General features: G+C 43.8%; 25 protein-coding genes. 15 read left to right on the forward strand and 10 right to left on the reverse strand.

The window, feature by feature from the left end; all coding sequences use genetic code 11:
• Positions 1-22 precede the first annotated feature (22 nt).
• Complete coding sequence (locus AXI59_RS17075) at positions 23-241, forward strand: YneF family protein (protein ID WP_003221221.1); 219 nt, start codon at positions 23-25, stop codon at positions 239-241.
• A gap of 78 nt (positions 242-319) precedes the next feature.
• On the opposite strand, the gene AXI59_RS17080 is transcribed toward AXI59_RS17075, so the two are convergent.
• Positions 320-487, reverse strand: a complete 168-nt coding sequence (locus AXI59_RS17080; RefSeq protein WP_156476312.1) for an aspartyl-phosphate phosphatase Spo0E family protein — start codon at positions 485-487, stop codon at positions 320-322.
• A gap of 202 nt (positions 488-689) precedes the next feature.
• On the opposite strand from AXI59_RS17080, the gene AXI59_RS17085 reads away from it, so the two are divergent.
• The 3 genes from AXI59_RS17085 (at position 690) to AXI59_RS17095 (ending at position 2,412) form a co-directional block, all read left to right on the forward strand.
• On the forward strand, positions 690-1,394 hold the full coding sequence (locus tag AXI59_RS17085; RefSeq protein WP_061521232.1) for a cytochrome c biogenesis protein CcdA: 705 nt from the start codon (positions 690-692) through the stop codon (positions 1,392-1,394).
• Between the two features lie 84 nt (positions 1,395-1,478).
• Positions 1,479-1,841: a response regulator gene (locus AXI59_RS17090; protein ID WP_061521231.1), complete on the forward strand. Its 363-nt coding sequence runs from the start codon at positions 1,479-1,481 to the stop codon at positions 1,839-1,841.
• A gap of 79 nt (positions 1,842-1,920) precedes the next feature.
• On the forward strand, positions 1,921-2,412 hold the full coding sequence (locus AXI59_RS17095; RefSeq protein WP_156476313.1) for a CcdC family protein: 492 nt from the start codon (positions 1,921-1,923) through the stop codon (positions 2,410-2,412).
• Between the two features lie 27 nt (positions 2,413-2,439).
• On the opposite strand, the gene AXI59_RS17100 is transcribed toward AXI59_RS17095, so the two are convergent.
• The 4 genes from AXI59_RS17100 to sspO all read right to left on the reverse strand — a co-directional run bounded on the left by AXI59_RS17100 (position 2,440) and on the right by sspO (position 3,891).
• Positions 2,440-2,868, reverse strand: coding sequence for a DUF2621 domain-containing protein (locus tag AXI59_RS17100; RefSeq protein ID WP_061521229.1), 429 nt, complete (start codon positions 2,866-2,868; stop codon positions 2,440-2,442).
• A gap of 234 nt (positions 2,869-3,102) precedes the next feature.
• Positions 3,103-3,474 (reverse strand): Hsp20/alpha crystallin family protein, encoded by a 372-nt coding sequence (locus AXI59_RS17105; RefSeq protein WP_061528807.1) that lies wholly within the window; start codon positions 3,472-3,474, stop codon positions 3,103-3,105.
• Positions 3,475-3,568: 94 nt separating this feature from the next.
• Positions 3,569-3,715, reverse strand: a complete 147-nt coding sequence (locus AXI59_RS17110; RefSeq protein ID WP_061528808.1) for a small acid-soluble spore protein P — start codon at positions 3,713-3,715, stop codon at positions 3,569-3,571.
• A 29-nt stretch (positions 3,716-3,744) separates the two neighbouring features.
• Entirely contained in the window at positions 3,745-3,891 is a 147-nt protein-coding gene (sspO, locus tag AXI59_RS17115; protein WP_061521226.1) for an acid-soluble spore protein SspO, read from the reverse strand.
• Between the two features lie 229 nt (positions 3,892-4,120).
• Here sspO and acnA point away from each other — a divergent pair, with 229 nt between their 5' ends.
• The 7 genes from acnA (at position 4,121) to AXI59_RS17150 (ending at position 8,911) form a co-directional block, all read left to right on the forward strand.
• Positions 4,121-6,847 carry an aconitate hydratase AcnA gene (acnA, locus tag AXI59_RS17120; protein WP_061521225.1) on the forward strand — a complete coding sequence of 909 codons (2,727 nt, stop codon included), beginning with the start codon at positions 4,121-4,123 and terminating at the stop codon, positions 6,845-6,847.
• Positions 6,848-6,908: 61 nt separating this feature from the next.
• On the forward strand, positions 6,909-7,418 hold the full coding sequence (locus tag AXI59_RS17125; RefSeq protein ID WP_061528809.1) for a redoxin domain-containing protein: 510 nt from the start codon (positions 6,909-6,911) through the stop codon (positions 7,416-7,418).
• Between the two features lie 78 nt (positions 7,419-7,496).
• A complete protein-coding gene (locus tag AXI59_RS17130; RefSeq protein WP_012117651.1) occupies positions 7,497-7,622 on the forward strand; it encodes an FbpB family small basic protein in 126 nt (41 codons plus the stop codon).
• 63 nt (positions 7,623-7,685) lie between these two features.
• Positions 7,686-7,832, forward strand: a complete 147-nt coding sequence (locus tag AXI59_RS17135) for an acid-soluble spore protein N (RefSeq protein ID WP_003153977.1) — start codon at positions 7,686-7,688, stop codon at positions 7,830-7,832.
• Between the two features lie 23 nt (positions 7,833-7,855).
• Positions 7,856-8,098 carry a small acid-soluble spore protein Tlp gene (gene tlp / locus AXI59_RS17140; protein ID WP_061521222.1) on the forward strand — a complete coding sequence of 81 codons (243 nt, stop codon included), beginning with the start codon at positions 7,856-7,858 and terminating at the stop codon, positions 8,096-8,098.
• Between the two features lie 83 nt (positions 8,099-8,181).
• On the forward strand, positions 8,182-8,598 hold the full coding sequence (locus AXI59_RS17145) for a YbgC/FadM family acyl-CoA thioesterase (protein WP_061521221.1): 417 nt from the start codon (positions 8,182-8,184) through the stop codon (positions 8,596-8,598).
• Between the two features lie 13 nt (positions 8,599-8,611).
• Positions 8,612-8,911: a hypothetical protein gene (locus AXI59_RS17150; RefSeq protein WP_061528811.1), complete on the forward strand. Its 300-nt coding sequence runs from the start codon at positions 8,612-8,614 to the stop codon at positions 8,909-8,911.
• Between the two features lie 32 nt (positions 8,912-8,943).
• On the opposite strand, the gene AXI59_RS17155 is transcribed toward AXI59_RS17150, so the two are convergent.
• Entirely contained in the window at positions 8,944-9,231 is a 288-nt protein-coding gene (locus tag AXI59_RS17155) for a HesB/YadR/YfhF family protein (protein ID WP_061521219.1), read from the reverse strand.
• A gap of 86 nt (positions 9,232-9,317) precedes the next feature.
• Positions 9,318-9,899 carry a glycerol-3-phosphate 1-O-acyltransferase PlsY gene (gene plsY / locus AXI59_RS17160; RefSeq protein ID WP_061521218.1) on the reverse strand — a complete coding sequence of 194 codons (582 nt, stop codon included), beginning with the start codon at positions 9,897-9,899 and terminating at the stop codon, positions 9,318-9,320.
• A 151-nt stretch (positions 9,900-10,050) separates the two neighbouring features.
• Between plsY and AXI59_RS17165 the strand changes: the two genes are divergently transcribed.
• The 3 genes from AXI59_RS17165 (at position 10,051) to parC (ending at position 15,276) form a co-directional block, all read left to right on the forward strand.
• The gene (locus tag AXI59_RS17165; RefSeq protein ID WP_061521217.1) at positions 10,051-10,458 is read left to right on the forward strand and encodes a CoA-binding protein; all 408 of its coding nucleotides are present in this window, start codon (positions 10,051-10,053) and stop codon (positions 10,456-10,458) included.
• Between the two features lie 418 nt (positions 10,459-10,876).
• Entirely contained in the window at positions 10,877-12,844 is a 1,968-nt protein-coding gene (gene parE / locus AXI59_RS17170; RefSeq protein WP_061521216.1) for a DNA topoisomerase IV subunit B, read from the forward strand.
• A 2-nt stretch (positions 12,845-12,846) separates the two neighbouring features.
• Positions 12,847-15,276, forward strand: a complete 2,430-nt coding sequence (parC, locus tag AXI59_RS17175) for a DNA topoisomerase IV subunit A (RefSeq protein ID WP_061528812.1) — start codon at positions 12,847-12,849, stop codon at positions 15,274-15,276.
• Between the two features lie 51 nt (positions 15,277-15,327).
• Here parC and AXI59_RS20675 read toward each other — a convergent pair whose 3' ends face one another.
• On the reverse strand, positions 15,328-15,453 hold the full coding sequence (locus AXI59_RS20675; protein WP_013352436.1) for a hypothetical protein: 126 nt from the start codon (positions 15,451-15,453) through the stop codon (positions 15,328-15,330).
• 24 nt (positions 15,454-15,477) lie between these two features.
• Positions 15,478-15,831 carry a hypothetical protein gene (locus tag AXI59_RS17180; RefSeq protein ID WP_061521214.1) on the reverse strand — a complete coding sequence of 118 codons (354 nt, stop codon included), beginning with the start codon at positions 15,829-15,831 and terminating at the stop codon, positions 15,478-15,480.
• A gap of 398 nt (positions 15,832-16,229) precedes the next feature.
• Between AXI59_RS17180 and AXI59_RS17185 the strand changes: the two genes are divergently transcribed.
• The gene (locus AXI59_RS17185) at positions 16,230-17,642 is read left to right on the forward strand and encodes an alanine/glycine:cation symporter family protein (protein WP_061528813.1); all 1,413 of its coding nucleotides are present in this window, start codon (positions 16,230-16,232) and stop codon (positions 17,640-17,642) included.
• A gap of 567 nt (positions 17,643-18,209) precedes the next feature.
• Here AXI59_RS17185 and AXI59_RS17195 read toward each other — a convergent pair.
• The gene (locus tag AXI59_RS17195; protein ID WP_061528815.1) at positions 18,210-26,057 is read right to left on the reverse strand and encodes a non-ribosomal peptide synthetase; all 7,848 of its coding nucleotides are present in this window, start codon (positions 26,055-26,057) and stop codon (positions 18,210-18,212) included.
• Between the last annotated feature and the right edge of the window lie 14 nt (positions 26,058-26,071).

A 26,071-nucleotide genomic window follows, 5' to 3' on the forward strand; every position in this document is an offset into this window, starting at 1 on the left:
ACAACATGAAGGAGGAAATAAAATGACTTTATGGGTTGGCATCCTAGTGGGCGTTGTGGCATTGCTCATAGGTGTTGCACTCGGGTTTTTTATTGCTCGTAAATATATGATGAGCTATTTGAAAAAGAATCCGCCTATTAATGAACAAATGTTACGCATGATGATGATGCAAATGGGAATGAAACCTTCTCAAAAGAAAATTAACCAAATGATGAAAGCCATGAATAATCAAACGAAATAATACGTAAAGATTATGATATAGAGAAACATGGTTATAAAATAAAAAACCCTCGCCGGGTTTTTTATTTTGGCATATTTTTCACCCCATACTGCCGGTGTGCAGTTCCTTTTGATATTGTATGAGAAGGTGGTCAAGCTCCTGGCTGAGTTCTATCGTAATGTGAGATGTCATTCCGTTCGTCATGACGATTTGAAGCAGCTCCGCCCGTTTCTTTTCAATTTCATTTAATAGATGCTCTCTAATCACAGGGATATATCCTTTCATACATAAATCTTTCATTGATTGCTATTATTATATCCATATTTATACTGTCTTTCAAATAAGAAGGAGTATAATATCTCGATGTCAAATTAAATTATATAAGCTTTTTCTATAAAAAGTAATCCTTCGCGGAAAAGTGTTAAAAAAATGAAATGATTTTGTCATAAGCTGAAAGGAGTGTGTCACGTTGAGTTTTAATTACTTTCTGACATTTGGGGCCGGTTTCCTGTCTTTCATTTCTCCATGCTGCCTGCCTCTGTATCCCGCTTTTTTGTCATATATAACAGGTGTCAGTATGGATGAGGTCAAAACAGAAAAGGTGCTTTTACAAAAGCGAGGGCTGTTCCATACGCTTTGTTTTTTGCTTGGTTTCTCAGTGGTTTTTATCGCATTGGGCTACGGAACCTCGTTTATCGGCAGTCTGTTTACGCATTATCATGAAGCGATCAGGCAGCTCGGCGCCATTTTGCTGATATTGTTCGGCCTGATTACAGCCGGTGTGTTTCAGCCGAAGATGATGATGAAAGAGCGGCGGATTCATTTTAAGCACCGGCCGGGGGGATTTGTCGGTTCCGTCCTGATCGGGCTCGCTTTTGCCGCCGGCTGGTCGCCTTGCAGCGGGCCTATTTTAGGAGCTGTGTTTTCTTTGGCTGGTACGAATCCTTCTTCTGCAGTGCCGTACATGATTTTATATGTACTCGGGTTTGCCATTCCATTTCTTATTCTCTCTTTTTTTATTACAAGGATGAATTGGATTCGCAAACATCAGCTTCTTATGATGAGAGCAGGCGGTATTCTCATGATAGTAATCGGGGTTATGCTGTTTTTTAATTGGATGAGCTTTATCCTGATCATTCTGTCAAATCTTTTTGGAGGATTCACAGGACTCTAAGGAATAAATAACTTTTGAGCTATTATATACCCTTTCGTTTTTGGTACAATAAGACTAGTGAATGATGAATATTTGGAGGGGAATATGACACGAGTTTTAGTTGTAGATGACGCCAAGTTCATGAGGGTGAAAATCAGAGAAATCCTGGAATCGGCGAATTACATAGTGGCCGGAGAAGCAGCGGACGGCGAGGAAGCGTCGGCTCTGTATCAAAAGCTCCGGCCCGACCTGGTGACAATGGACATTACCATGCCGGTGAAAAACGGCATCAAGGCGCTTCAAGACATTTTATCTTTTGATCCGAAAGCGAATGTCATCATGTGCACCGCCATGCGCCAGCAGCGGATCGTTCTGGAGGCGATTGAATTAGGCGCGAAAGACTTTATTGTTAAACCGTTTGAAGAATCGAAAGTCCTGGAGGCCGTGGCCCGTGTAATGGGAACGTAAACGTGTTTTCTTTTCAAATTGGTTTTTTTTATGTTTTTGGAGTATAGTATATAGTATCAAACTCCGTGCAAGCAAAGGAATGATAAATATGATGATTATAATTTCATCTGTTATTGCAGCGGCCATGGCAATTGCCGTGATGATTGTCAGGATTAAATCCTCCGACAAGCCCGCTTCACCGAAAAAAATTATTCTCCCGCCGATCTTTATGAGCACGGGAGCGCTTATGTTTTTTATTCCATTCTTCAGAGTGACTGGAGAAGAATTTTTGGAGGCCATAACGTTAGGCGTCATTTTCTCTATTTTTCTAATAAAAACTTCTAAATTTGAAATTAAAAATAATGAGATCTACTTAAAGCGGTCAAAGGCGTTTGTCTTTATCCTCATCGGGTTATTGGTCATCAGAATTGCGATGAAATCCATTTTAAGCACGACGATTGATTACGGAGCTTTAAGCGGGATGTTTTGGATTTTAGCCTTCGGGATGATCGTGCCTTGGCGGATCGCCATGTTTGTTTCTTACCGCAAGCTTTCTAATGAGCTGAAGACTGCTGATATTCAGATGAATTAAAACCTTTCCGTCTGCCGGAAAGGTTTTTTATTTAAGCAAAGTGCGATAAGGCGTGAGATCAATCTGTTTTTCACGAAGATGCTTTTTCAGAAATTGATGATCCCGTTTAGGGGTTGCCAGTATATATCCTCTGATAATTAAATCCTGGTTCATTTGTTCGGCTTCTTCTTGTAGAGAAAGTTCACCGATCTTTCCGGCGATTTTCGCTTTTGCGACGTCTCTGAACAGCTCCGGTACGGGAGCGACCAATTCATCCAAAAATGCTTTGTCGTGCGGGCTCCATAAGTGTCTGCTTTTTTCAATGTAATAGTCCTGCCAATCCAGTTCTGACCGGCCGTCTTCTTTCGGTAAGCGTTTTAAAAATTTCCGAAACATAAAAAACCCGCCGATTGACAATAAACCGATCATCACGATGACCCAAAATAAAATAAACCACATAAACCAGCCTGCCAGCATAGTTCTACCGCCTCCTTACTTTAACCATATTGTATACGAAGCAGGAATAGAAGAACATGAAAAAAAAGAATAGAAAAAAAGATAGACGTCTAGTCAAATGAATTCATAGATCATATTCTATTGTATAGTGATTCTGCTATTTGGCCATGGGAGACTCACTTTTGAGGGTATATGACAAAAACGAGCGGACAAAAAAGTCACTTTCATTGAGGGATGAAAGTGACTTTTTATGTCTTATAGAGGGAATTGAAAGGAGAAAGAGGCGGGAGTCTCATTTGCCTCCTTATTCATGGAGACGGTCAAAATATGATTTGTGAAGTCTGTGTAAATATGTTTGTCATTCAAATAAAAGGGGAGCATCATTTGTTTATTTAGCGTCCGATCAGCAGTTTTGACAGACAAAATGAATTCACAAGCTGACAGCGTGACGGTCATCATCTGAACGGGCTGCAAAGCTGTCAGATTGGCTTCAATTATATATTGCTGACTTGTTTCATATAAATCAATCGGCAGCGTTTCGTCATACCAAGCATACGGATCCTCGTAAAATTGCCGCAGCCATTCATCCATATCATCGAATTCTTCAGCATTTTTTGAGTGGTTCATGGAAGCATACCTCCATATTAAAAAACCTTGCTATAACGTATGCAAAAGCAGTAAATGGGTGAATGTAACAAAAAAACAGACACTAAGGTCTGTTTTACATATCGTGGCTGGAATTATGCTTTTGTCTAGTATGGTTGCGGTTTTTCACTTTTTTGCTTCCGCTTAACGGTTCCGGCTGGCCGGGATTCTGGCCCTTTGGCGCATTTTTATGCATATCTTTGCTCGAGTTTTTATTTGTCATCAAAAAAGCCTCCTTATAAGGTGTGGCGGTTATTGGTTTGTTTTTCTTTTTTTATTGTTCTGCCTCTGTTCTTCCGTCAGGACAAGCTGGTCATTTTCTATATAACCTGCGCCTTTTCCTTGGCTTTTTGCATCATTCATGCCGTTAATCACATGATTGGCTTTCCGTTTTACCATGATCATCACCTCACCATTAATATGGCTTTTTCCGGCGGTTAGTATGAGGGAAGAAACCGGACAAAATTTACCGAAAACACGCTGATAAGACGATCTTATTGTATTTAATAAAAACATTGATATTTACTTATGTATGATTTTATACTAAGATGAAATTGTGAGAAAATTTGATGGAATGTGAACATTCATCTAAAGAAAGATCTTGATCTTTGAAGGGGGATTTTGGAGAATGACAAATCAGCAAAAAGTCGCAACACAAGACGTTTTCCAAGCGAAAAAAACATTTTCTTCTAACGGGAAAACATATCATTATTATTCATTAAAAGCATTGGAAGACGCAGGGGTCGGCAATGTTTCAAAACTTCCTTATTCTATTAAGGTTCTGCTGGAATCGGTTTTGCGTCAGGTAGACGGACGCGTGATTACAAAAGAACATGTCGAAAATTTAGCAAAATGGGGTACTGCTGAATTAAAAGACATTGACGTTCCGTTTAAACCGTCACGGGTTATTTTACAAGACTTTACGGGCGTTCCTGCCGTCGTTGACCTGGCATCTTTGAGAAAAGCGATGGCATCTGTCGGTGGAGATCCAGACAAAATCAATCCTGAAATCCCGGTTGACCTGGTAATTGACCACTCCGTGCAAGTAGACAAAGCGGGTACGGAAGATGCGTTAGCCATTAATATGGACTTAGAATTCGAAAGAAATGCAGAACGCTACAAATTTTTAAGCTGGGCAAAGAAAGCGTTTAACAATTATCAGGCCGTTCCGCCTGCAACAGGTATCGTGCACCAGGTAAACCTTGAATTTTTAGCAAGTGTCGTCCATACGAAAGATGAAGACGGAGAACTTGTAACATATCCTGACACTCTCGTCGGTACAGACTCCCATACGACAATGATCAACGGTATCGGCGTTCTCGGCTGGGGTGTCGGCGGAATTGAGGCGGAAGCGGGAATGCTTGGCCAGCCTTCATATTTCCCAGTTCCTGAGGTAATCGGCGCGAAACTTGTCGGAAAACTGCCGAACGGAACAACTGCAACTGACTTAGCGCTGAAAGTCACTCAAGTGCTTCGTGAAAAAGGCGTTGTAAATAAATTCGTAGAATTCTTCGGACCGGGCGTCGCTGAACTTCCGCTTGCTGACCGGGCTACAATCGCCAATATGGCGCCGGAATACGGGGCGACTTGCGGTTTCTTCCCGGTTGATGAAGAAGCACTTGCTTACTTGCGCCTGACAGGCCGTGACGAAGAGCAAATCGACGTTGTAGAAGCATATTGCCGCAATAACGGGTTATTCTTTACTCCTGACGCAGAAGAGCCTAGCTTCACAGACATCGTGGAAATCGATTTATCAAAAATTGAAGCGAACTTGTCGGGTCCGAAACGCCCGCAAGATTTAATTCCGCTTTCTGTGATGCAGGAAACATTTAAAAATCATCTCGTAAGCCCTGCAGGCAACCAAGGATTCGGCCTGGAAGCTGCAGAAGCAAATAAAGAAATTTCTTTCAAATTGCTTAACGGCGAAGAAACAGTGATGAAAACAGGGGCAATTGCGATCGCAGCCATTACAAGCTGTACGAATACGTCAAACCCTTACGTGTTAATCGGCGCCGGACTCGTTGCGAAAAAAGCGGTTGAATTAGGCCTGACAGTGCCAAATTACGTTAAAACATCTCTTGCGCCGGGATCAAAGGTTGTTACGGGTTACTTAGTAAATTCAGGGCTTCTTCCTTACATGAAAGAACTCGGTTTTAACCTTGTCGGCTACGGCTGTACGACATGTATCGGAAACTCAGGCCCGCTTTCTCCTGAAATTGAAGAAGCGGTTACGGAAAATGATCTTTTGATCACTTCTGTTCTTTCAGGAAACCGTAACTTTGAAGGCCGGATTCATCCGCTCGTCAAAGGGAACTACCTTGCTTCTCCGCCGCTTGTTGTAGCATACGCTTTAGCGGGAACGGTTAACATTAACTTGAAAAGTGATCCGATCGGTGTCGGGAAAGACGGACAAAACGTTTACTTCGATGATATCTGGCCGTCAATGGATGAAATCAACTCACTTGTCAAACAAACGGTTACTCCTGAATTATTCCGTAAAGAATATGAAACCGTATTTGACGACAACCAGCGCTGGAATGAAATCGAAACAACGGATGAAGCATTGTATAAATGGGATAATGATTCCACTTACATTCAAAATCCGCCGTTCTTTGAAGAAATGTCTGTTGAGCCTGGAAAAGTTGAGCCGTTAAAAGCTCTTCGCGTAGTCGGCAAATTCGGCGATTCTGTTACGACAGACCACATTTCACCGGCCGGAGCGATCGGCAAAGATACACCGGCGGGTAAATACCTGCAGGAAAAAGGCGTTTCACCTCGTGACTTTAACTCCTACGGTTCACGCCGCGGAAACCATGAAGTCATGATGAGAGGAACATTTGCAAATATCCGTATTAAAAACCAAATCGCACCTGGTACAGAGGGCGGTTACACGACATACTGGCCTACTGGTGAAGTAACATCTATTTATGATGCTTGTATGCGATATAAAGAAGACAAAACAGGTCTTGTCGTTCTTGCGGGTAAAGACTACGGCATGGGTTCTTCCCGTGACTGGGCGGCAAAAGGAACAAACCTGCTCGGCATTAGAACTGTTATTGCCGAAAGTTTTGAAAGAATTCACAGAAGCAACCTCGTCTTTATGGGTGTGCTGCCGCTTCAATTTAAACAAGGTGAAAGCGCGGATACACTCGGCTTAACCGGAAAAGAAGTCATTGAGGTGGATGTGGATGAATCGGTTCGTCCTCGCGACTTACTGACTGTCAGAGCGATCAGTGAAGACGGCACAGTAAAAACATTCGAAGTTATCGTCCGCTTTGACAGTGAAGTGGAAATTGATTACTATCGCCACGGCGGCATTTTACAAATGGTGCTTCGCGATAAAATGAAACAGTAGTATAAACAGAAGAGAGAAAGCAATACTGCTTTCTCTTCTTTTTTTTGCGGGGGTCTGTGCGATGCTTATGAAATGGCTTGCTGGAATTTTTCTTATCGGATTATTAGCGTATGCGGGCTGGAATATATATGCCGTGCAAAAAAGCCCGAAAGAAGGCATTGAAGAAGGGATGAAGGCACCTGACTTTACGCTTGAAACTTTGTCAGGAAAAAGCACCTCATTGTCTGACTATAAAGGGAAAAAAGTGCTCCTCAATTTTTGGGGAACATGGTGTAAGCCGTGCCGTCAGGAAATGCCGGATATGCAAGAGCTGCAAAAGGAATATCCTGATGTGGCGGTAGTGGCCGTGAATTTTACGTCTTCCGAAACAAATAGTCAAACCGTGAAGTCGTTTGCCGACACATACCATTTAACCTTTCCCATTCTGATTGACAAAAGAGGCGTAAACGCGGATTTTAACGTACTGTCTTACCCGACTACGTACATACTTGATGAAAACGGTACTATTCAGCATATCCGCGTGGGCACGATGACAAAAAAAGAAATGAAACAAAAACTGGATCTTAAGTAGAGATTCAGTTTTTTTATGCTGAAAGGCTTATCGTTTGAAAAATTGGAAAAAATGAAAGAAAGCACGGAGGTGAGAAGATTGAAAAAAATGAGAAAACGCTCTTTTCATGAACTGGTTATGGAAAATAAGCGTGAATTGATGACCAATACGGAATACTTGAATCAGCTTGAGGAAAAGCTGGAGCAGCGGTTCAAACAAAAATAACCTTTAATTTGCAGTCATGTTTGCTCCTCCTTTTGCGAAATATACTCTTAAGGAGGGATGAACATGGGTATAAACAAGAAAGACGGCCAGCCGCAATACGCTCCCAGCCATTTAGGGACAAAGCCTGTTAAATATAAACGCAACAAAGGGGAAAAATTTCATGACAAATCTAACGGACATCCGATTGTCATGCAAACAAAGGGCGAATAACACGATAAAGGAGCACAGACAATATGACGAATCAATATCAAAAACCGAATCCTGATGATCGTTCTGACAACGTTGAAAAACTGCAGGATATGGTGCAAAACACAATTGAAAATATAGAAGAAGCAAAAGAATCAATGGAATTCGCAACTGATGAAGAAAAACAGCGGATTCAGGAAAAAAACGCCAGACGCAACGAAAGCATTGAATCTTTTCGCAATGAGATTCAAGATGAATCCGCTGCGAGAGAAAATGGATACAAGTCATAAAAACCAGGGAGACCTGGTTTTTTCTCTTTCCTTCATGTTGTGATAAAATAGGGCTAATCTGAATGATAAGGGAGCAGAGAACGTTGCATGTGTCAAAAAAAGAAATAGAAGTGCGTTACGCGGAAACAGATCAAATGGGAATAGTGTATCATGCCAACTACTTAATCTGGATGGAAGTCGGCAGAACGGCATTAATTAAAGACCTCGGTTTTTTATACAGTGACATGGAGGAAAGAGGGGTTCTTTCACCTGTCGTAGACATTAACATTTCATATAAAAAACCGCTCCGTTACGGTGAAACGGCTGCCGTACATACGTGGATTGAGGAATATAACGGCTTTAAAACCGTGTACGGCTATCACATTTATAACCCGCAAAACGAACTTGCGATCGAGGCCTCATCTTCTCATATCTGCGTCGATAAACAAAGCTTCAAGCCGATTCAGTTTCGCAAGGCTTTTCCTGATTGGCATGCCGCATACGAAAAGGCAAAAAAATAAGGAGCGGCTGAAAATGGCATTTGGAATTACACGCAGTGAACTGGAACGGTGGAAGGAAGCTGTTTCAAGAGGGGAAATCGCCTTTTTAACGCATTATTGGCTGGATGACCGCTTTCCGGACGCAAAAACCGTGACGAAGGTCGGTTCAAGCGACATTGATAAACTGATCAGCTGGGGAGCGGAATACGGGCTGAAACCGGAATGGATTCACCAAAAAGATGAATATCCGCATTTTGATCTGCTTGGAGAGACACAAAAGAGCATTTTAGAGGAAGAACATCTGACAGAGCATCTGACGCGATTTCGGCAATAAAAAAGAACGCATGCGTATGCGTTCTTTTTTATTTATTGATAATCAAATACCGGTTCTTCGGACTGATCAGAGTACGTGACAGATAAATCGTGATTATCAAAGTACCACATGTCACTTTCTTCAATGAAGAAGGTAATGCCTTCGATTTCCGTACTGATGCCGATGTTCTGCGGTTCATCTTTTGAAACACCGAGGGAAAAGCCTTTTTGTACACTGCTGCAGCCGCCGTAGCGTACAAAGAAACGCACCTGATCGCCGCTCTCTAAATCAAGCTCTTCTTTGTACCAATTCAGCGCGTCTTCGTTAATTTTCATGTTCATGCCGAACACTCCTTTTTTGTATCTCACAAAGAAATTATCTCTATTATAAACGCATATGGCTTTTCGCTGTCAAAAATGAAGTTTTATCAGAACCATTTAATCTTCGGTTCTGTTTTGTTAATAATCCGTTTAATGTTTGCTCTGTGCCTGTAGATGACAAAGGCGGTTAAAAGCGTCACCACGATTAATAAATAAGGATCTTTTACAAACAGACAATAAATTATCGTATAAATCCCTGTTAACATTGAAGACAGAGAAACAAATTTTGTAAGGTATAAAAATATGAAAAACACAGCAACCATCGTAACGAATAACAGGGGAGCGTAAAACAGCAGAACGCCCGCTGAAGTGGCTACGGCTTTTCCTCCTTTAAATTTTGCAAACACGGGAAACACATGGCCGATAACCGCTGCCACGCCTGCAAGAAGCGGATGAATGGGAATGTGCAGTAAGTAAGGCAGCGCCGCGGCGAGTGTGCCTTTTAAAATGTCGGCAGCAATCACAATTGATCCCGCTTTTACACCAAGTGTGCGAAAGGCGTTAGTCGCACCTAAATTGCCGCTTCCGTGTTCTCTAATATCAATCCCTTTAGCAAGTTTGCCGACGACTAAACCCGACGGGATGCTGCCTATCAAATAGGCCAAAATAATCAATAAAGCAATCAACATCTACATTTCTCCTTTTCAATGTCCCTTCACTTTATTTTAACACGAGTTGTCTCCGTCTGATGACAAGTTTTTTGAGAAATAAGCTGGCAAACCTCATTTTTTGATTCCGGCATCCCTGTCATGTAAAATAAATGAAAAGGAGATGGTATAGATGCAAAACCCTTCAAAATCGGAGATCAAAAACATTCTTGACCGAAGTAAACGAATTGCGGTCGTCGGGCTTTCAGACCGGCCCGACAGAACTTCTTACATGGTTTCTAAAGCGATGCAGGAGGATGGGTACGAGATTATTCCTGTCAATCCGACGATTGATGAAGCCCTTGGCGTCAAAGCCGTCGCTTCATTGAAAGAAATAGAAGGGCCGATTGATATTGTAAACGTGTTCAGACGTTCCGAGCAGCTGCCAGGCGTCGCCGAAGAATTTTTACAAACAGACGCTCCTGTTTTTTGGGCGCAGCAAGGACTGGCAAATGAAGAAGCTTATGACATGATTAAAGGCAAAGGACGGACGGCCATTATGGATTTGTGCATAAAAGTCGCCCGCGCTGTTACAAAATAGAAACAAAAAAGGCAAAAATCCTTGGCTGTTCAGGGGTTTTTGCTTTTTTATTTTAAGAATACTATTTGCGTATTATGGTGAAACAGATACAATAAAGCTTGAACAGCTTTTTTAGCAGCCCTTTCCATACGGGGGGTTACAGTCTGTTTGCGATGGCCAGCATAAATCGATATAATAGAAACCGAACTCATGTTCTGTATCGCCGAAAAGGGCACCAGAAAGAAGAAAAGACATTCGAATGTATGTCTTGCGGCCTAAAAAATAAGCCATTCGCTTAAAAATGTTGCGAAATCAAGCATATTGGTTATAATTGTGAGTCCGAGGAGAATTGGACCGAAGCTTGCGCATACTTAAAACAAAGACATGAAACATGAAAAAGAGAATGATTAAGCAGGTTTTTTGAAAGGGGTTTGTACGTTTGGCTAGAAAACAGCAATTTGATTACAACGAAGATGCCATACAGGTGCTTGAAGGCCTTGAAGCCGTCAGAAAAAGACCGGGTATGTACATCGGTTCCACTGACGCACGCGGCTTGCACCATCTGGTGTATGAGATCGTCGATAATTCCGTCGACGAGGTTCTGGCCGGATACGGAGATCATATTATCGTTACTATACATAAGGACAACAGCATCTCCGTACAGGACAGAGGACGCGGAATGCCGACCGGAATGCATAAGCTCGGGAAACCGACTCCGGAAGTCATTTTCACCGTGCTCCACGCCGGAGGGAAATTCGGCCAGGGCGGCTATAAAACGAGCGGGGGACTGCACGGCGTCGGCGCATCCGTCGTAAACGCTTTATCGGAGTGGCTGACCGTCACAATTGAGCGGGACGGCTTTGTCTATAAACAGCGGTTTGAAAATGGCGGTAAGCCCGCGACTTCACTCGAAAAAGTCGGCACGACCAAAAAAACAGGTACGCTTACGCATTTCAAACCCGATCCGTCGATGTTCAGCGCAACGGTTTATAATTTCGACACGCTTTCAGAACGTCTGCGCGAATCCGCCTTCTTATTAAAAGGCTTGAAAATAGAACTTATTGATGAACGAAATCAAGTGAAGGAAGTATTTTATTACGAGAACGGAATTGAAGCGTTTGTCGCTTACTTAAACGAGGAAAAAGACGCTTTATGCGAAGTGGTTTCCTTTGAAGGTGAGCACCATGACATTGAAGTGGACTTTGCGTTCCAATTTAATGATGGCTATTCCGAAAATATCCTGTCATTCGTCAATAACGTCAGAACAAAAGACGGCGGGACTCACGAGTCGGGTGCCAAAACGGCAATGACAAGGGCGTTTAATGAGTATGCGAGAAAAGTGGCGCTTCTAAAAGAAAAAGACAAAAACCTTGAAGGAACGGATATCAGAGAAGGATTATCTGCGATCATTTCCGTCCGTATTCCTGAAGAGCTCCTGCAATTTGAAGGGCAGACAAAAGGAAAACTGGGCACAAGTGAGGCAAGGTCTGCTGTAGACGCCGTTATTTCTGAAAAGCTTGCTTATTTCTTAGAGGAAAACCGCGATACGGCGACTCTGCTCGTCAAAAAAGCGATCAAAGCAAGCCAAGCACGTGAAGCAGCCCGTAAAGCGAGAGAAGAAGCAAGAAGCGGCAAAAAGCGCAAAAAATCAGAAGCGACGTTAAGCGGAAAGCTCACTCCCGCAGGCTCCAGAAATCCGGCCAAAAATGAATTGTATCTCGTAGAGGGAGACTCTGCCGGAGGGTCTGCAAAGCAGGGAAGAGACCGGAGATTCCAAGCCGTTCTGCCGCTTCGCGGTAAGGTCATTAACACAGAGAAAGCAAAGCTTGCCGATATCTTCAAAAATGAAGAAATCAACACGATCATTCATGCGATCGGCGGAGGCGTCGGAGCGGATTTTGAGGTAGAGGACATTAACTACGACAAAATCGTCATCATGACAGATGCCGATACTGACGGCGCTCACATCCAAGTGCTGCTGTTAACGTTTTTCTACCGCTACATGAAACCTTTGATTGAACACGGAAAAGTATTCATCGCTTTGCCGCCTCTTTACAAAGTCAGCAAAGGAAGCGGCAAAAAAGAGATCATTGAATATGCCTGGTCCGATGAAGAAATGGACAGCGTGTTAAAAAAGGTCGGCAAAGGCTATACGATTCAGCGCTATAAAGGCCTTGGAGAAATGAATGCAGATCAGCTCTGGGAGACGACGATGAACCCTGAGTCACGAACGCTTGTAAGAGTAAAAATTGACGACGCAGCCCGTGTAGAGCGCCGCGTAACGACATTAATGGGAGACAAAGTAGAACCGAGAAGAAAATGGATTGAAAAGAATGTTGCCTTTGGATTAGACGAGGAAAGCAATATTTTAGAAAATGAAAACTTATCGGTCGCTGAGGAGGTTTAATAGTGGCACAGCCAGAATTATTTCATGATTTACCGTTAGAAGAGGTAATCGGCGACCGTTTCGGACGCTACAGTAAATATATTATTCAGGACCGGGCTCTGCCTGATGCACGAGACGGTTTAAAGCCGGTGCAGCGCAGAATTTTATACGCCATGCACGCAGATGGAAATACGTTCGATAAAAACTTCCGGAAAGCGGCCAAAACGGTCGGGAACGTTATCGGGAACTATCATCCGCACGGGGACAGCTCCGTATATGAAGCAATGGTGCGGATGAGCCAAGATTGGAAAGTCAGAAATGTGCTGATCGAAATGCACGGAAACAACGGGAGCATTGATGGTGACCCTCCGGCTGCCATGCGTTATACAGAAGCAAGATTATCAGCAATCGCCTCTGAACTCTTGCGGGACATTGATAAAAATACGGTCGAATTCGTTCCGAACTTTGATGATACAAGTAAGGAGCCGGTCGTCCTGCCGGCTATGTTCCCTAATTTATTGGTCAACGGATCGACCGGGATTTCGGCGGGCTATGCCACTGATATTCCGCCCCATCATTTAGGCGAAGTCATTGATGCCGTTATCAAACGCATTGAATCGCCCGATTGCACTGTTGATGACTTAATGGACGTCATCAAAGGGCCTGATTTTCCGACAGGAGGCATCATTCAAGGTGTGGACGGTATTCGGAAAGCCTATGAAACGGGTAAAGGAAAAATCATGATTCGCGGCAAGGCGGAAGTGGAAACCATCAGAGGCGGCCGTGAGCAGATCGTCATCACTGAAATTCCGTTTGAAGTAAACAAAGCCAACCTTGTGAAGAAAATGGACGAATATCGGATTGATAAAAAAGTTGAAGGCATATCAGAGGTGCGTGATGAAACAGACCGCACGGGCCTTCGGGTAGTCGTGGAATTAAAGAAAGAAGCAGATGCGAAGGGCATTCTGAATTTCTTATACAAAAATACTGACTTGCAAACGGCGTATAACTTTAATATGGTCGCCATTCATAACCGACGGCCGATGCTGATGAGCCTTCCAGCCATTTTGGACGCTTATATTGCCCACCAGAAGGAAGTGGTGACAAACCGCTCTATTTATGAGCTGCAAAAGGCGAAAGAAAGACATCATATCGTTGAAGGCTTGATGAAGGCTCTGTCAGTTTTAGATGAAGTTATTTCCGTTATCCGTGCCAGCAATGATAAACGGGACGCGAAACATAATTTAATCTCAAAGTTCGCTTTCACCGAGCCGCAGGCGGAGGCCATCGTTTCCTTGCAGCTGTACCGTTTGACAAACACTGATATTACGGCATTAAAAGAAGAAGCGGAAGAGCTCAGCCGTAAAATCGATGAACTTGAAGCCATTTTAAACAATGACAAAAAGCTGTTAAAAGTCATTACGGGCAGCTTGAAGAAACTGAAAAAGACCTATGCCGACAGCAGGCGGTCAGTGATTGAGGAAAAGATTGAGGAAATTAAAATTAATCTTGAGGTCATGGTCGCATCAGAAGACGTGTATGTCACGGTCACTAAAGACGGTTATGTGAAGCGAACAAGCCAGCGCTCATTTGCCGCTTCCAACGGGCAGGATTTCGGAATGAAGGACACAGACAGGCTTATTCACCAATTTGAGATGAATACAACAGATGTTCTGCTGCTGTTTACCAATAAGGGAAGCTATGTATATTGTCCTGTTCATCAGCTTCCTGATATCAGATGGAAAGACATGGGGCAGCATGTGACAAATCTCATCACAATTGACCGGGATGAAACGATCGTAAAAGCCATTCCTGTGAAGGAGTTTGATCCATCCTCATACTTATTGTTTTTCACAAAAAACGGGATGGTGAAAAAGACCGAACTGACGCATTACAAAGCGCAGCGGTATTCGAAAGCGCTTGTAGCCCTGAACCTGAAAGGGGAAGACGAGCTGATTGACGTCCATGTCACTAATGGAGAGTGCCAGCTGTTTATAGCGACCCGCCTCGGCTACGGCTTATGGTTTGGCGAAGATGAAGTGAATGTGGTCGGAGCGCGTGCGGCCGGTGTAAAGGGAATTAATTTAAAAGAAGGCGATGCTGTCGTATCAGGCCAGATTCTTCACGAGACAGATTCTATTGTGCTTGTCACACAGCGCGGAGCCGTTAAACGAATGAATCTTTCTGAATTTGATAAAACATCCAGAGCAAAACGCGGGGTCATCATGCTTCGCGAGCTCAAAAAGAATCCGCATCGTGTAACGGGATTATTCGCATGTTCCCAGTCTGACAGAATCATACTTGAAACAGAAAAAGGCGAGAGAAGCGAAGTCGCCGTTAAGTCGTTAAGGGCAAACGACAGATACAGCAACGGTTCCTTCTTTATTGATGAAGATGAGTCAGGGCCGGTAATAGATGTATGGCGTGCAGAGTCATCTGAAGAAAAAGAATAAAAATAAAATAAAAAACCCCCGCTCAAGTAAAGCTGAGCGGGGGTTTACAATTTAACTTTCGTGGCTGCCGAATAAATCGGTAATGGCGTGTACAACTTCAATTCCCTGCCATACAAATAAATTCAACGCAGTGAATGAGAATAAGCCTAAGATCACCATTCGTAAGATAAACAACATGTTTAACAACCTCCTCATTTTATGTTACATAGATAGGCGATGTTGAACATGAAGCTCATCGAAATACGAAGACTGATAAAATTTAGCGATCAAAAAGCTTTTTTTGCGCTGTCTTCTCCGGGAAGACGGACATTTCCTGTCTGCTATCACGATAAGTGAGACAGAGGCGGCAAAAAGCGCCGTCAGAATAAATGAACCCGTCAAAGACTTTTTCTCATCATCGACATTTTGGCCGGCCTTCATTTCGTGCATTTCCTGCTGGTCGGCTACTGCTTTAAAATGATGAGCAGTGTCAAACGCATGGGGAATGGAGAGCAAATGAAAGCTTGCAATCGCTAAAAATAGGATAGATGCCTTTAAAAACAGGATCTTTTTCAAATGTTCTCCCCCCTTCATAAGTCTGAATATTTTTATTATAATACCCTAATTCAAACTGAAAGTAAACGTCATTTAATAAATTTAAAAAAATATTATCCTGGTTAAGTATATAACATCTCAAGTATTATTTCACTCATTTTTTATCAGCAAACCGAAGGAAGCGGGAAACAGACTCATATTTGTTATCTTATGCAAATGAAGGCTAGATGTGACAGATTTTTTCAGGCTCCAGATAAAAAGAGCGGGGCATAACAACAACGAAGGACGCGTAATAACCAAACATTTTCGCAAAAAAACTCCTCAATCAATAATGTTGTGATATAATAATACTCGTTGTGTTAATAAATCTAACATGAGCAGCGAAAATCACAGTAAGAGATGTAAGAGGGAGGTTAAACATGGAGGCTTTTATAAATGATATCATTAATGTTCCAAATGATTTTATTTGGAAGTATCTTGTTTATATTTTAGTGGGAATCGGATTGTTTTTCACTTTCCGTTTTCGTTTCATTCAAATCAACTACTTTATTGAGATGTTCAGAATAGTGGGGGAGAAGCCTTCCAAAGGGGTTTCCTCTATGCAGGCATTCTTTATCTCGGCAGCCTCGCGTGTCGGAACCGGGAACCTGACCGGTGTCGCTTTAGCGATTGCGACGGGCGGCCCGGGAGCGGTATTTTGGATGTGGATCGTGGCCACTGTCGGAATGGCTTCCAGCTTTGTGGAAAGCACATTGGCGCAGCTTTATAAAGTGCGTTCAGGTGAAGATTTCCGCGGCGGGCCTGCATACTACATGCAAAAAGGTCTCGGTGCCCGCTGGCTCGGTATTTTATTTGCCGTATTGATTACCGTTTCATTCGGATTGATTTTTAATGCTGTACAGTCAAACACCATTTCTGTTGCTTTTGACGAAGCATTTCATGTAAATAAAACAGTTATTGCGATTATTTTAGCTGTATTAACGGCATTTATTATTTTTGGCGGTTTAAAACGGGTCGTTTCTGTTTCACAATTAATCGTTCCCGTTATGGCCGGAGCATACATTATTATCGCGCTGTATGTTGTGGTTGTGAACATCACGGCTGTTCCGGAGCTGCTGGTGACGATCGTTAAAAATGCGTTCGGCCTTCAGCAAATTGCAGGAGGAAGCTTAGGAAGCATCATTATAATCGGAGCACAGCGCGGGCTGTTCTCAAACGAAGCCGGTATGGGGAGCGCGCCGAATGCCGCAGCAACTGCACACGTATCACATCCGGCGAAACAGGGATTAATTCAGACCCTCGGCGTATTTTTTGATACGTTTATCGTTTGTACATCGACTGCATTCATTATTTTATTGTACAGCGTAACGCCTAAAGGCGACGGCATCCAAGTGACACAAGCCGCTTTACAGCACCATATCGGAAGCTGGGCGCCGACGTTTATTGCGATTGCCATGTTTTTGTTCGCGTTCAGTTCGGTTGTCGGCAACTATTACTATGGGGAAACGAATATTGAATTTATCAAAACAAGCAAAACTTGGCTCAATATTTACCGCATTTTTGTTATCGTGATGGTCGTATACGGATGTTTAGCCAATTTCCAAATTGTTTGGGATATGGCAAACTTGTTTATGGGCTTATTGGCGCTGATTAACTTGATTGCGATACTGCTGCTGTCTAATGTGGCCTATAAGGTTTATAAAGATTATGCCGTTCAGCGCAAAAAAGGCCTTGATCCTGTATTTAAAGCGAAGAACCATCCCGAGCTGAAACATATCGAAACATGGGAAGATGAAGAGCAGACAGGCTCTCAACATAAAGCTGCAAATTGAACAAGTAAAAAACCCCTGTAAAGGGGTTTCAGCTTGTAGAGAAAACCATGTTTTTTCTGCAAGCTTTTTTTGTTTATAACGCGGGAGCCGTTGCACTTGCTGGGGTCTTGCTAGTATCTGGATCGCCAGCAGTAAGTGCGGCAGTTCATCCGGGGGATTTAACTCCTATTCGAGACAAATACAAAGACGGTTATCAATTCCAATGGAACGGCGACGGTACTGTAACGGTTTTCTTTAGAGACGGTGAAGGCAGATCTTATTATGACACCTATACATGTGTATCCATTATCGATGGAACTTGTTATGTATACAAGTAATTAAAACGTAAATGAATTCTTTTTTTAATTCTTGTCTCATTTTCTTAAGTATACTTTTCTAATGAGACAAGAATTTCATTCTGAAATGTTACTTCCTAGAATATATATTATGTAAACTAGATGAAAGAAACACCTGATTATAACAAACCTTTGTTGTAAAGATGCTCCCTCGTTTTCAATCAAAAAAATGCCGCTGCGTCATATCAGCGGCATTTTCTGATCGTTAACACCTTACTTCAATCAGTACCCATTAACTTTTATCAAACTTTGTGTCTCCAGCAAACGATCCTGATGTCAGCTGTTCATGAAGAACAAGTCCGTCATGCAGCCGTTCTTCAATCCTTTTGACAATAGACCGAATCGTATTCACATTTTCTTCGATATTTTGAGGTTCGAAGATTGTCACATGTTCTCCCTTTAATGTGTATTCCAGGTAATTGTTTGCAGTTGCTTGCGTCCATCCTCTTTCGATCAAATCGTCGCATAACAAATGGTGAATGCTGGCGTTGACGGCACCGGAATTGATCAGCTGATTATGGTACGCAAGATAGCCTCTGATTTTATCCTTAATCGAAGGAATGGTTAATAATTCTCTATAATAATCCGGAATGATATCCAGATTCAGATGGACAATCTCTTCGATTTCCTCTTCCGATAAATGAGACACCGAAGTGGTTATTTTAGAATCCAGCATAATCACATCGGATACAGCGCATCCCCGCTGCTCCATGGCTTGGGCAACCTCAAAAGCCAAATTCGATCCTGAAGAATAACCAAGCAACACATAAGGCCCTTGTTCTTGGATGCCTATTATGCTTTCTACATACCGGTCGATCATCGGTTTCTCATAAGACGGCTCTTCTATAAAATCAGCGGCATAGACGACGCAGTCGCCATCAAGTCTTTTCGCCATTTCATTATAAACCAGCCCATACCCGATTAAAGGCGGGAAACAGAACACAGGCATCGAACCATTCTGATTCATCTTGACGAATACGCTGTCCGTCTTGGACTCTGAGGCCGCTGCTTGAATAGCGGGTGCCATTGTCTCGATTGTAGGGAAATCATAAACGGCGTGATAATGCATTTTGATGCCCATGACCGCGTTAATTTGATGAATTAATTGCAATACTTTGAGCGAATGGCCGCCAACGTCAAAGAAGTTGTCTTTAATCCCGAGGTCAGAATGAGCCAAAACTTCCTTCCATATCTCGAACAACTGCTTTTCAACCAACGTTCTGGGTGCCGCGTATTCGGTTCCGGTCGGCATATTTCCGTCAGGAGCAGGTAAAGCTTTTCGATCGATTTTACCATTCGCTGTTAATGGCATTTCCTCTACCCGTACAAAATAGGCTGGAATCATATACGCAGGCAGTTTGTGCAGCAATTGCTGCTTGAGCTGCAGCGTTTTTAATGATTCGTCTCCTACTAAGTAAGCACACAGCTGCTTGGAGCCCTCTTCTTCGATCGCGATAACGATTGCTTCTTTGACGGATTCCAGTTGCAATAAAGCCGCTTCTACCTCGCCGAGTTCGATGCGGTAGCCTCGAATTTTCACCTGATGATCGATTCGTCCCAAATATTCGATGTTCCCGTCCGGCAGCCACCTCGCTAAGTCTCCTGTCCGATACATCCGCTTGCCAGCTTCGAATGGATGGTCCACGAACTTCTCTGATGTCAGTTCCGGGCGGTTTAGGTAGCCCCGCGCCAGTCCGTCGCCTGCGATACACAGCTCTCCCGGTACCCCGACAGGCTGCAGCTGCATCGATCCCGGCGTCATCATGTACAACTGTATATTTGAGATCGGCTTGCCGATAGGTACAGATGCATACGCTTGGTCCGCCTCACAGTTAAAGTACGACACATCCACCGTTGCTTCTGTCGGGCCGTACAGGTTAATCAGCCGGGCACCGTTCACAGGCGTGATAAAGCGATGGAACCTTGCTGTATGTGCTGGAGTCAACGCCTCCCCGCTCGCAAATACCTGCCGCAACGTACGAAGCTTCATTTGTCTGTGCGCCGGTTGTCCTTCCGCATACTCCAGGAAGGCATGCAGCATAGCCGGGACGAAATGCATCGTCGTGATGCCCTGCTCTTCAATCGTGTTCCAAATCATTTCAAGGTATTTCTCACCGCCGGGCGGCAGCAGACACATCTTTGCACCAGCCAAAGCCCACCAGAACAGCTCCCACACTGATACATCGAAGGTGATCGCCGTCTTTTGCAAAATTGTATCGCCGCTGCCGATCGGGTAAGTCTCTTGCATCCACATCAGCCGGTTTATAACCGGCCGGTGTTCCACCATAACCCCCTTTGGTTTTCCGGTCGATCCCGAGGTATAGATGACATAGGCCATATCGTCCGCACCGGCCAGCGGCTTTAGGTTCGAACCGTCGTCATCGTAAACAGAAGTATCATCGAGATCGACGACCGTACCCGCAAAAGCAGCCGGTTCCTTCACGTGACGCTGTGTAAGCAGTATTCTTGCTCCTGAATCTTCCAGAATGTACCGGATGCGCTCCTCCGGGTAATCAGGGTCGATCGGCACGTAGGCGCCGCCCGCTTTCAGGATTGCATAAATCCCGACCATCATTTCCAGCGAACGATCCGCCATAATGCCGACAAGCTGCTCAGATTGAAGTCCTTTGGCGACCAAGGTTCGGGCCAGCTGATTGGCGCGTTCATTTAATGCGCGATACGTCAGCTTCTTATCCTCAAAAACTATCGCCGTCTGCTCCGGCGTTCGCTCCGCTTGTTCCTCAAACAATTGATGAATCGTCTTTTCCTTTGGATACTCGGCCGCCGTATCGTTAAACTTGTCTGCGAAGAGCGATCGTTCGTCCGCTGTTAATATATCCAGTTCTTTGACGCGAATCGCCGTATCTTCCGCCATTTTCTTGATGATTTGCATAAAATGCGCCTGCATCCGCTCGACACTTGCTTGATCATAAACATAACCATTGTACACAAAATGAATTTCAATTTCCTCAGCCGGTATCACAATGAAATTAAAATCGTAATGGGTATGTTCATCCATATGAAAATCGGTAATGTCTAATGAGGTGTGGTCCTGCTTCATATGCTCCATTTGTTTCTCGACAGGGTAATTCTCAAACACCATAATATGACTGACCAACTGCTGTTTTTGCTCAGTTTGAGCCTGAATTTCATACAAGGGAAATGTATCGTATGCCTGAGAAGCCAGTGCCCGCTCCTGATTCGTTTTCAATGCTTGTTCAACTGTCATTTCAGGCTGAGTATAAATACGTACGGGAATGGTATTGATAAATAAACCGACCATGGTTTCAATTCCCGGAATTTCTGCCGGCCGGCCGGATACGACCGTGCCGAAAACGACATCCTGACTCCCGTTATATCTTTGCAGCAATAAGCCCCATGCGGTTTGTATCCATGTATTGACGGTGACTTGATGGTGGCTTGCGGCCCGTTTGATCTCGTCTGTGAGCTGCTTTCCTAAACGAAACGCATGCTCTCCTTTTTCGTATCCTTTGGCCTGGTTGGAAGATTGTTCTTGTAACAAAACAGTTTGCCCTTCATAGCCTTCCAAATAATTACGCCAATAGGCTGCTGCCTGCTTGTGATCTTGTTTATCCAGCCATTCGATATATCGGCTGTATGGAGTGACGGCTCCCCGCTTCGGCTGCCTCCGCTCAAGAATCGCATAATAGGTTTCAAACACTTCTTTCGTAATAAGAGGCAAACACCAGCCATCCATTAAAATATGATGAAAGCTCCATATCAATCGCGCTTGGTCTTCATCTGTCCGCAGGATCGATACGCGCATTAAAGCATCTCGGGTGAGATTGAATCCTCGCGCCTTATCTCTTTTCGCAAAATCGGCAATAAACTCGCTGCGTTGATGACTGTTCATGCTGCGAATATCTTCAACAGCCGTTTCGATCCCTTTGGACCGGAATACGATCTGCAGCGGCTGTTCTTTCCATTCGGTGTAAAAATGAGTTCGAAGAATGTCGTACTTTTCGGCCAGTTGTGCCAAACTCATCTTAAATGCCTCGATATCCAAGAGGCCTTTCAAGTCAAAAGCGGCTTGTTCAAAATAAGCTCCGGAAGCCGAATCGATCAAGCTATGGAACAGCATTCCCTTCTGCATAGGGGTTAAAGGGTATATATTTTCAATTTCGCCAAGATGCTGTGTTAGCTGTACAAATCGATCTAATTCGTCGATTGTCATTTCTTTTAGCGACATATCGCTTGGCGTCAGCTGAATTTGTTCTTGAGCTGCACAATGTTCAATGACTTGCTGCAAACTGCTTTTTAAGAGATCTGCGCATGTTTCAATTGTTTCTCTGCGATATTGTTTTCCGGAGTAACTGATTGCCAGCGACAATTGGCCGTTTGAAATCATGCCGTTGATATCAAGTGTATAGGCTATAGGGTGTTTGTCGCTGGCTATTTTCCCGCTGGAGTAAGGAGATACCTCGATTCCCCCATTTCGGATATCTTGATCAAATTGACCCAGATAATTGAAACTGATTTCCGGATGTCCGATGCATTCGGGAGCCTTCAGATGATCTGACAAATACTTGATCAGGCCATAACCTATTCCTTTTTGGGGAATCTGACGCAAAGTTTCTTTCACTGTCTTAATTCGCTGTGAGATATCCTGGTCTGCCTTGATTTGGAGCGAAACCGGGTATTGGCTTGTGAACCAGCCAATTGTACGTGAAATATCGAGATCTGGAATAATAGACTCTCTGCCATGTCCTTCGAGATGAATGAGAATGTCTTCATGTCCAGTCCAGCGATGTATAGCGATACCAAGTCCGGTCAGCAATAAATCGTTAATTTCAGTCGTATAAGCCCTGTTTGATTTTTTTAATAAACACTCGGTTTCCTCGACCGTCCATTGGACGATGAACGTTTCCCGGTCTTCGGCCAGACCGATCTCGTGCTCGTTATCCTTTGGCAATGCATGTACTGGGATATCTTCACGTCCGAACCAGTATTGATTTTTCTTTTCAAATTCAGGGCTTATTGCATAACGTTTCAACTGTTCGGCCCACAACAGGTAGGAGTCCGTTTTCTTCGGAAGCCGGATCGCTTCTCCGTTTTGAAGCTGCTCATAAGCAGCAGCAATATCCTCGATTAAAATTCTCCATGAAACGCCATCGATGACCAAATGATGGATCGCAATCAGCAAATGATCCCCCTCTTGGCACTGAAACAATCCGAGTTTCACAAGCGGGCCTTCGGCTAGATGAATGGATTGCTGAATTTCATTAGATACCGTTTCTATCGCTTGGGAAACATTGGTTTCTTTGAATAATGAAATCACTTCGAGGCTGAACAGATCGCCTTCATCGATCCCCCGATTTCGAGCTTCGTATCCATGTTCTGTCGGAACATGGACCATGCGCAAAGCATCATGATGCTCCGTAATCTTTTTCATGACTTCCCGAAGCTTCGATTCATTCAATCTCTCTTTCCAAAAAAGCATAACCGCTTGATTAAAATGGTGTGATTCGGGGTATTGCTGGGCAAAAAACCAATGCTGAATCGGGGTCAGCAAAGCCTGACCTTTGATTTCTCCTTGTTCTGCGATTCGGGTTATTGATTCTACGTAAGGAACAAGCTCTGAGATCGTTGGGTACTTAAACAAGTGTTTGATTTCAAGCTTATATCCAGCTTCGTATAAGTTTGAGGTCACTTGAATCGACTTAATCGAATCCCCCCCTAATTCGAAGAAATGATCCGAGACTCCGACCCGTTCTAAGCCTAAGACCGACTCCCATACTGCGGCTAGTATTTTTTCCAGTTTTGTACGCGGAGCTATATAGTTCATACCTGTGAGATTTCCTAATGGAGAAGGCAGCGCCTGACGATCTATTTTTCCATTGGAAGTAAGCGGCATCGCTTTCAACTGAACGAAATAAGCAGGTATCATATAGGAAGGAAGCTTGTGGGATAGCTGTTCCCGAAGCTCGCCTGCGGTTAAAGGATGATGTGCGGTATAATAGGCGCACAAGGATGCGTCCCCGTTGATTTCTTGCACAATAACGGTGACTTCTTGAAGCGACGGTATATGGAAAAAGGCTGCTTCGACTTCACCGATTTCAATACGGTAACCTCGGATTTTCACCTGGTGATCGATCCGGCCTAAATACTCGATATTTCCGTCCGGCAGCCGTCTGGCTAAATCCCCCGTTCTGTACATGTTCGCTCTGGGCACGAAAGGATGCTGGACGAACTTCTCTGCTGTTAATTCCTGCCGGTTCAAATATCCTCTGGCTACTCCGGCCCCGCCAATATACATTTCTCCGGGAACGCCGATCGGCACCGGCTTCATATCGGCATCCAGCACATAAATGTTCATATTGGCCGCGGGCGTACCGATTGGCACGAATTCTCGTCTGTCTTTCTCCGGATCGCAGGAATGAATCATACATCCGACGACGGTTTCCGTTGGCCCGTATTCGTTAAAGATTTCAATTTGATCTTGAAATTGCTCGCTGATGCTTCGGGCCAGCCCTGCGCTTAAATTGTCGCCGCCTACAATCATTTTCCGGATTGTGCACTCATGGGAAATGTTCATTTCTTTCAATAACTTCAAGTGAGCAGGGGTCAGCTTGATAATATCCACTCTGGAATCCTGTACAATGGCTGAAAGCAAAGACGCCTTGTCTTCTCCTCCATAGACAATGATGGCATTTCCGCTGATGAGCGGCGTAAAAATAGACGTTACCGTTAAGTCGAAAGCGATGGACGAATATAGCGGAAAAGTGGTTTTCTCTCCTTTCACATATATCCCGCAAGCCCACCAAATATAATTGGTTAAGCCTTGTTGCTCAATTAATACGCCTTTGGGGCTGCCCGTAGAACCTGACGTATAGATCACATATGCCAAATCCTTCGCACTGCTGATCTTCTCCAGATTAGAGTGATCTTCGTGATAAGAGCTTTCCTCATCCAACAGAATGTTCGTGCCTGCATGGGCTAATCGCTTCCGAAGATGGCGCTGCGTCAAGACGATCTCCGCTTTGGAGTCGTCTAATATATACTGTATGCGATGCTCCGGATAATCCGGAGCAATCGGTACGTAGGCTCCGCCGGCTTTTAATATGGCCAGTATTCCCACAACCAACTCGATGCTATGTTCGCTGACGATAGCTGTGAGCCGATCCGCTTGCACGCCATGGGCCCTTAACGTTCGAGCTAATTGATTGGCCCGTTCATTGAGTTGACGATACGTGAATTGCTTCTCCCCATAGATGACAGCCGTTTGATCCGGCGTTCGTTCCGCTTGTTCCTCAAACAATTGATGAATCGTTTTTTCCATTGGATACTCGGCTGCCGTATGATTATAGTCAACGAGGAATTTATTTGTTTCCGCCTCGGACAAAATATCAAGATGGCCGATGGCAAGATCGGCTTGAAATAACATGATCGAAAAAATACGATTTAAATGTTCGATCACTTGCATCATATACTGGCGATCATAAGCTTGTTCATCATAAGTTAACTTTAAATGAATCGAATCATTTTCTATGGAAAACTGAAATAACGTATCAGAAGCAGCCGTTTCTATAAAACGAATGGGGTGAATTTGATCTAATGATACGATCGTATGGATCATTGGCAAATGAATCGAATCATAGTTCAAATTTAATGGACCGACCATTTTATCGAAAGGAACGTGCTGATTTAAGATGGCTCCGTTCAGCGTATGTTTGAATTCATTAAATATGGATTTAAACGTGCTGTCCGCATTTATGTTTTGTTTGATTAACATGATTTGGTCTAATCGAAGGTCTTCATCGGTTTCGTCTTCAAAGGTTGGAACACCTATAATAACGCCCTCTTCCCCCGTATATTTGTACAAAAGACACTCAATTCCAACCAGGAGAACCATATAGACGGCCATTGGCGTTTTATTCGTAATGGTCATGATGCGCAGGGATACATCGGAGCTCAATGAACTTTGAATACAGTTAGGGGCACTCGATGCATCGTGTTCTAAAGTTGAGCTCGACATTTGAAACGAAGGGACTGCACTGGGACGATCTTCCGCATTGAACATGCTGCTCCAGAACAACTCCTGTTGCTTAAATTCTGACATTAATATCCCTCCAG

It is taken from the genome of Bacillus nakamurai, assembly GCF_001584325.1.
GTDB lineage: Bacteria > Bacillota > Bacilli > Bacillales > Bacillaceae > Bacillus > Bacillus nakamurai.

What these genes read in the sequence shown, in the direction of transcription:
- AXI59_RS17075 (WP_003221221.1), top strand. Translation starts at nt 23, where the DNA reads ATGACTTTATGGGTTGGCATCCTAGTGGGCGTTGTGGCATTGCTCATA.
- AXI59_RS17090 (WP_061521231.1), top strand. Translation starts at nt 1,479, where the DNA reads ATGACACGAGTTTTAGTTGTAGATGACGCCAAGTTCATGAGGGTGAAA.
- AXI59_RS17095 (WP_156476313.1), top strand. Translation starts at nt 1,921, where the DNA reads ATGATAAATATGATGATTATAATTTCATCTGTTATTGCAGCGGCCATG.
- AXI59_RS17100 (WP_061521229.1), bottom strand. Translation starts at nt 2,868, where the DNA reads ATGCTGGCAGGCTGGTTTATGTGGTTTATTTTATTTTGGGTCATCGTG.
- AXI59_RS17105 (WP_061528807.1), bottom strand. Translation starts at nt 3,474, where the DNA reads ATGAACCACTCAAAAAATGCTGAAGAATTCGATGATATGGATGAATGG.
- AXI59_RS17110 (WP_061528808.1), bottom strand. Translation starts at nt 3,715, where the DNA reads ATGACAAATAAAAACTCGAGCAAAGATATGCATAAAAATGCGCCAAAG.
- sspO (WP_061521226.1), bottom strand. Translation starts at nt 3,891, where the DNA reads ATGGTAAAACGGAAAGCCAATCATGTGATTAACGGCATGAATGATGCA.
- acnA (WP_061521225.1), top strand. Translation starts at nt 4,121, where the DNA reads ATGACAAATCAGCAAAAAGTCGCAACACAAGACGTTTTCCAAGCGAAA.
- AXI59_RS17125 (WP_061528809.1), top strand. Translation starts at nt 6,909, where the DNA reads ATGCTTATGAAATGGCTTGCTGGAATTTTTCTTATCGGATTATTAGCG.
- AXI59_RS17135 (WP_003153977.1), top strand. Translation starts at nt 7,686, where the DNA reads ATGGGTATAAACAAGAAAGACGGCCAGCCGCAATACGCTCCCAGCCAT.
- tlp (WP_061521222.1), top strand. Translation starts at nt 7,856, where the DNA reads ATGACGAATCAATATCAAAAACCGAATCCTGATGATCGTTCTGACAAC.
- AXI59_RS17150 (WP_061528811.1), top strand. Translation starts at nt 8,612, where the DNA reads ATGGCATTTGGAATTACACGCAGTGAACTGGAACGGTGGAAGGAAGCT.
- AXI59_RS17155 (WP_061521219.1), bottom strand. Translation starts at nt 9,231, where the DNA reads ATGAACATGAAAATTAACGAAGACGCGCTGAATTGGTACAAAGAAGAG.
- plsY (WP_061521218.1), bottom strand. Translation starts at nt 9,899, where the DNA reads ATGTTGATTGCTTTATTGATTATTTTGGCCTATTTGATAGGCAGCATC.
- AXI59_RS17165 (WP_061521217.1), top strand. Translation starts at nt 10,051, where the DNA reads ATGCAAAACCCTTCAAAATCGGAGATCAAAAACATTCTTGACCGAAGT.
- AXI59_RS20675 (WP_013352436.1), bottom strand. Translation starts at nt 15,453, where the DNA reads ATGTTGTTTATCTTACGAATGGTGATCTTAGGCTTATTCTCATTCACT.
- AXI59_RS17185 (WP_061528813.1), top strand. Translation starts at nt 16,230, where the DNA reads ATGGAGGCTTTTATAAATGATATCATTAATGTTCCAAATGATTTTATT.
- AXI59_RS17195 (WP_061528815.1), bottom strand. Translation starts at nt 26,057, where the DNA reads ATGTCAGAATTTAAGCAACAGGAGTTGTTCTGGAGCAGCATGTTCAAT.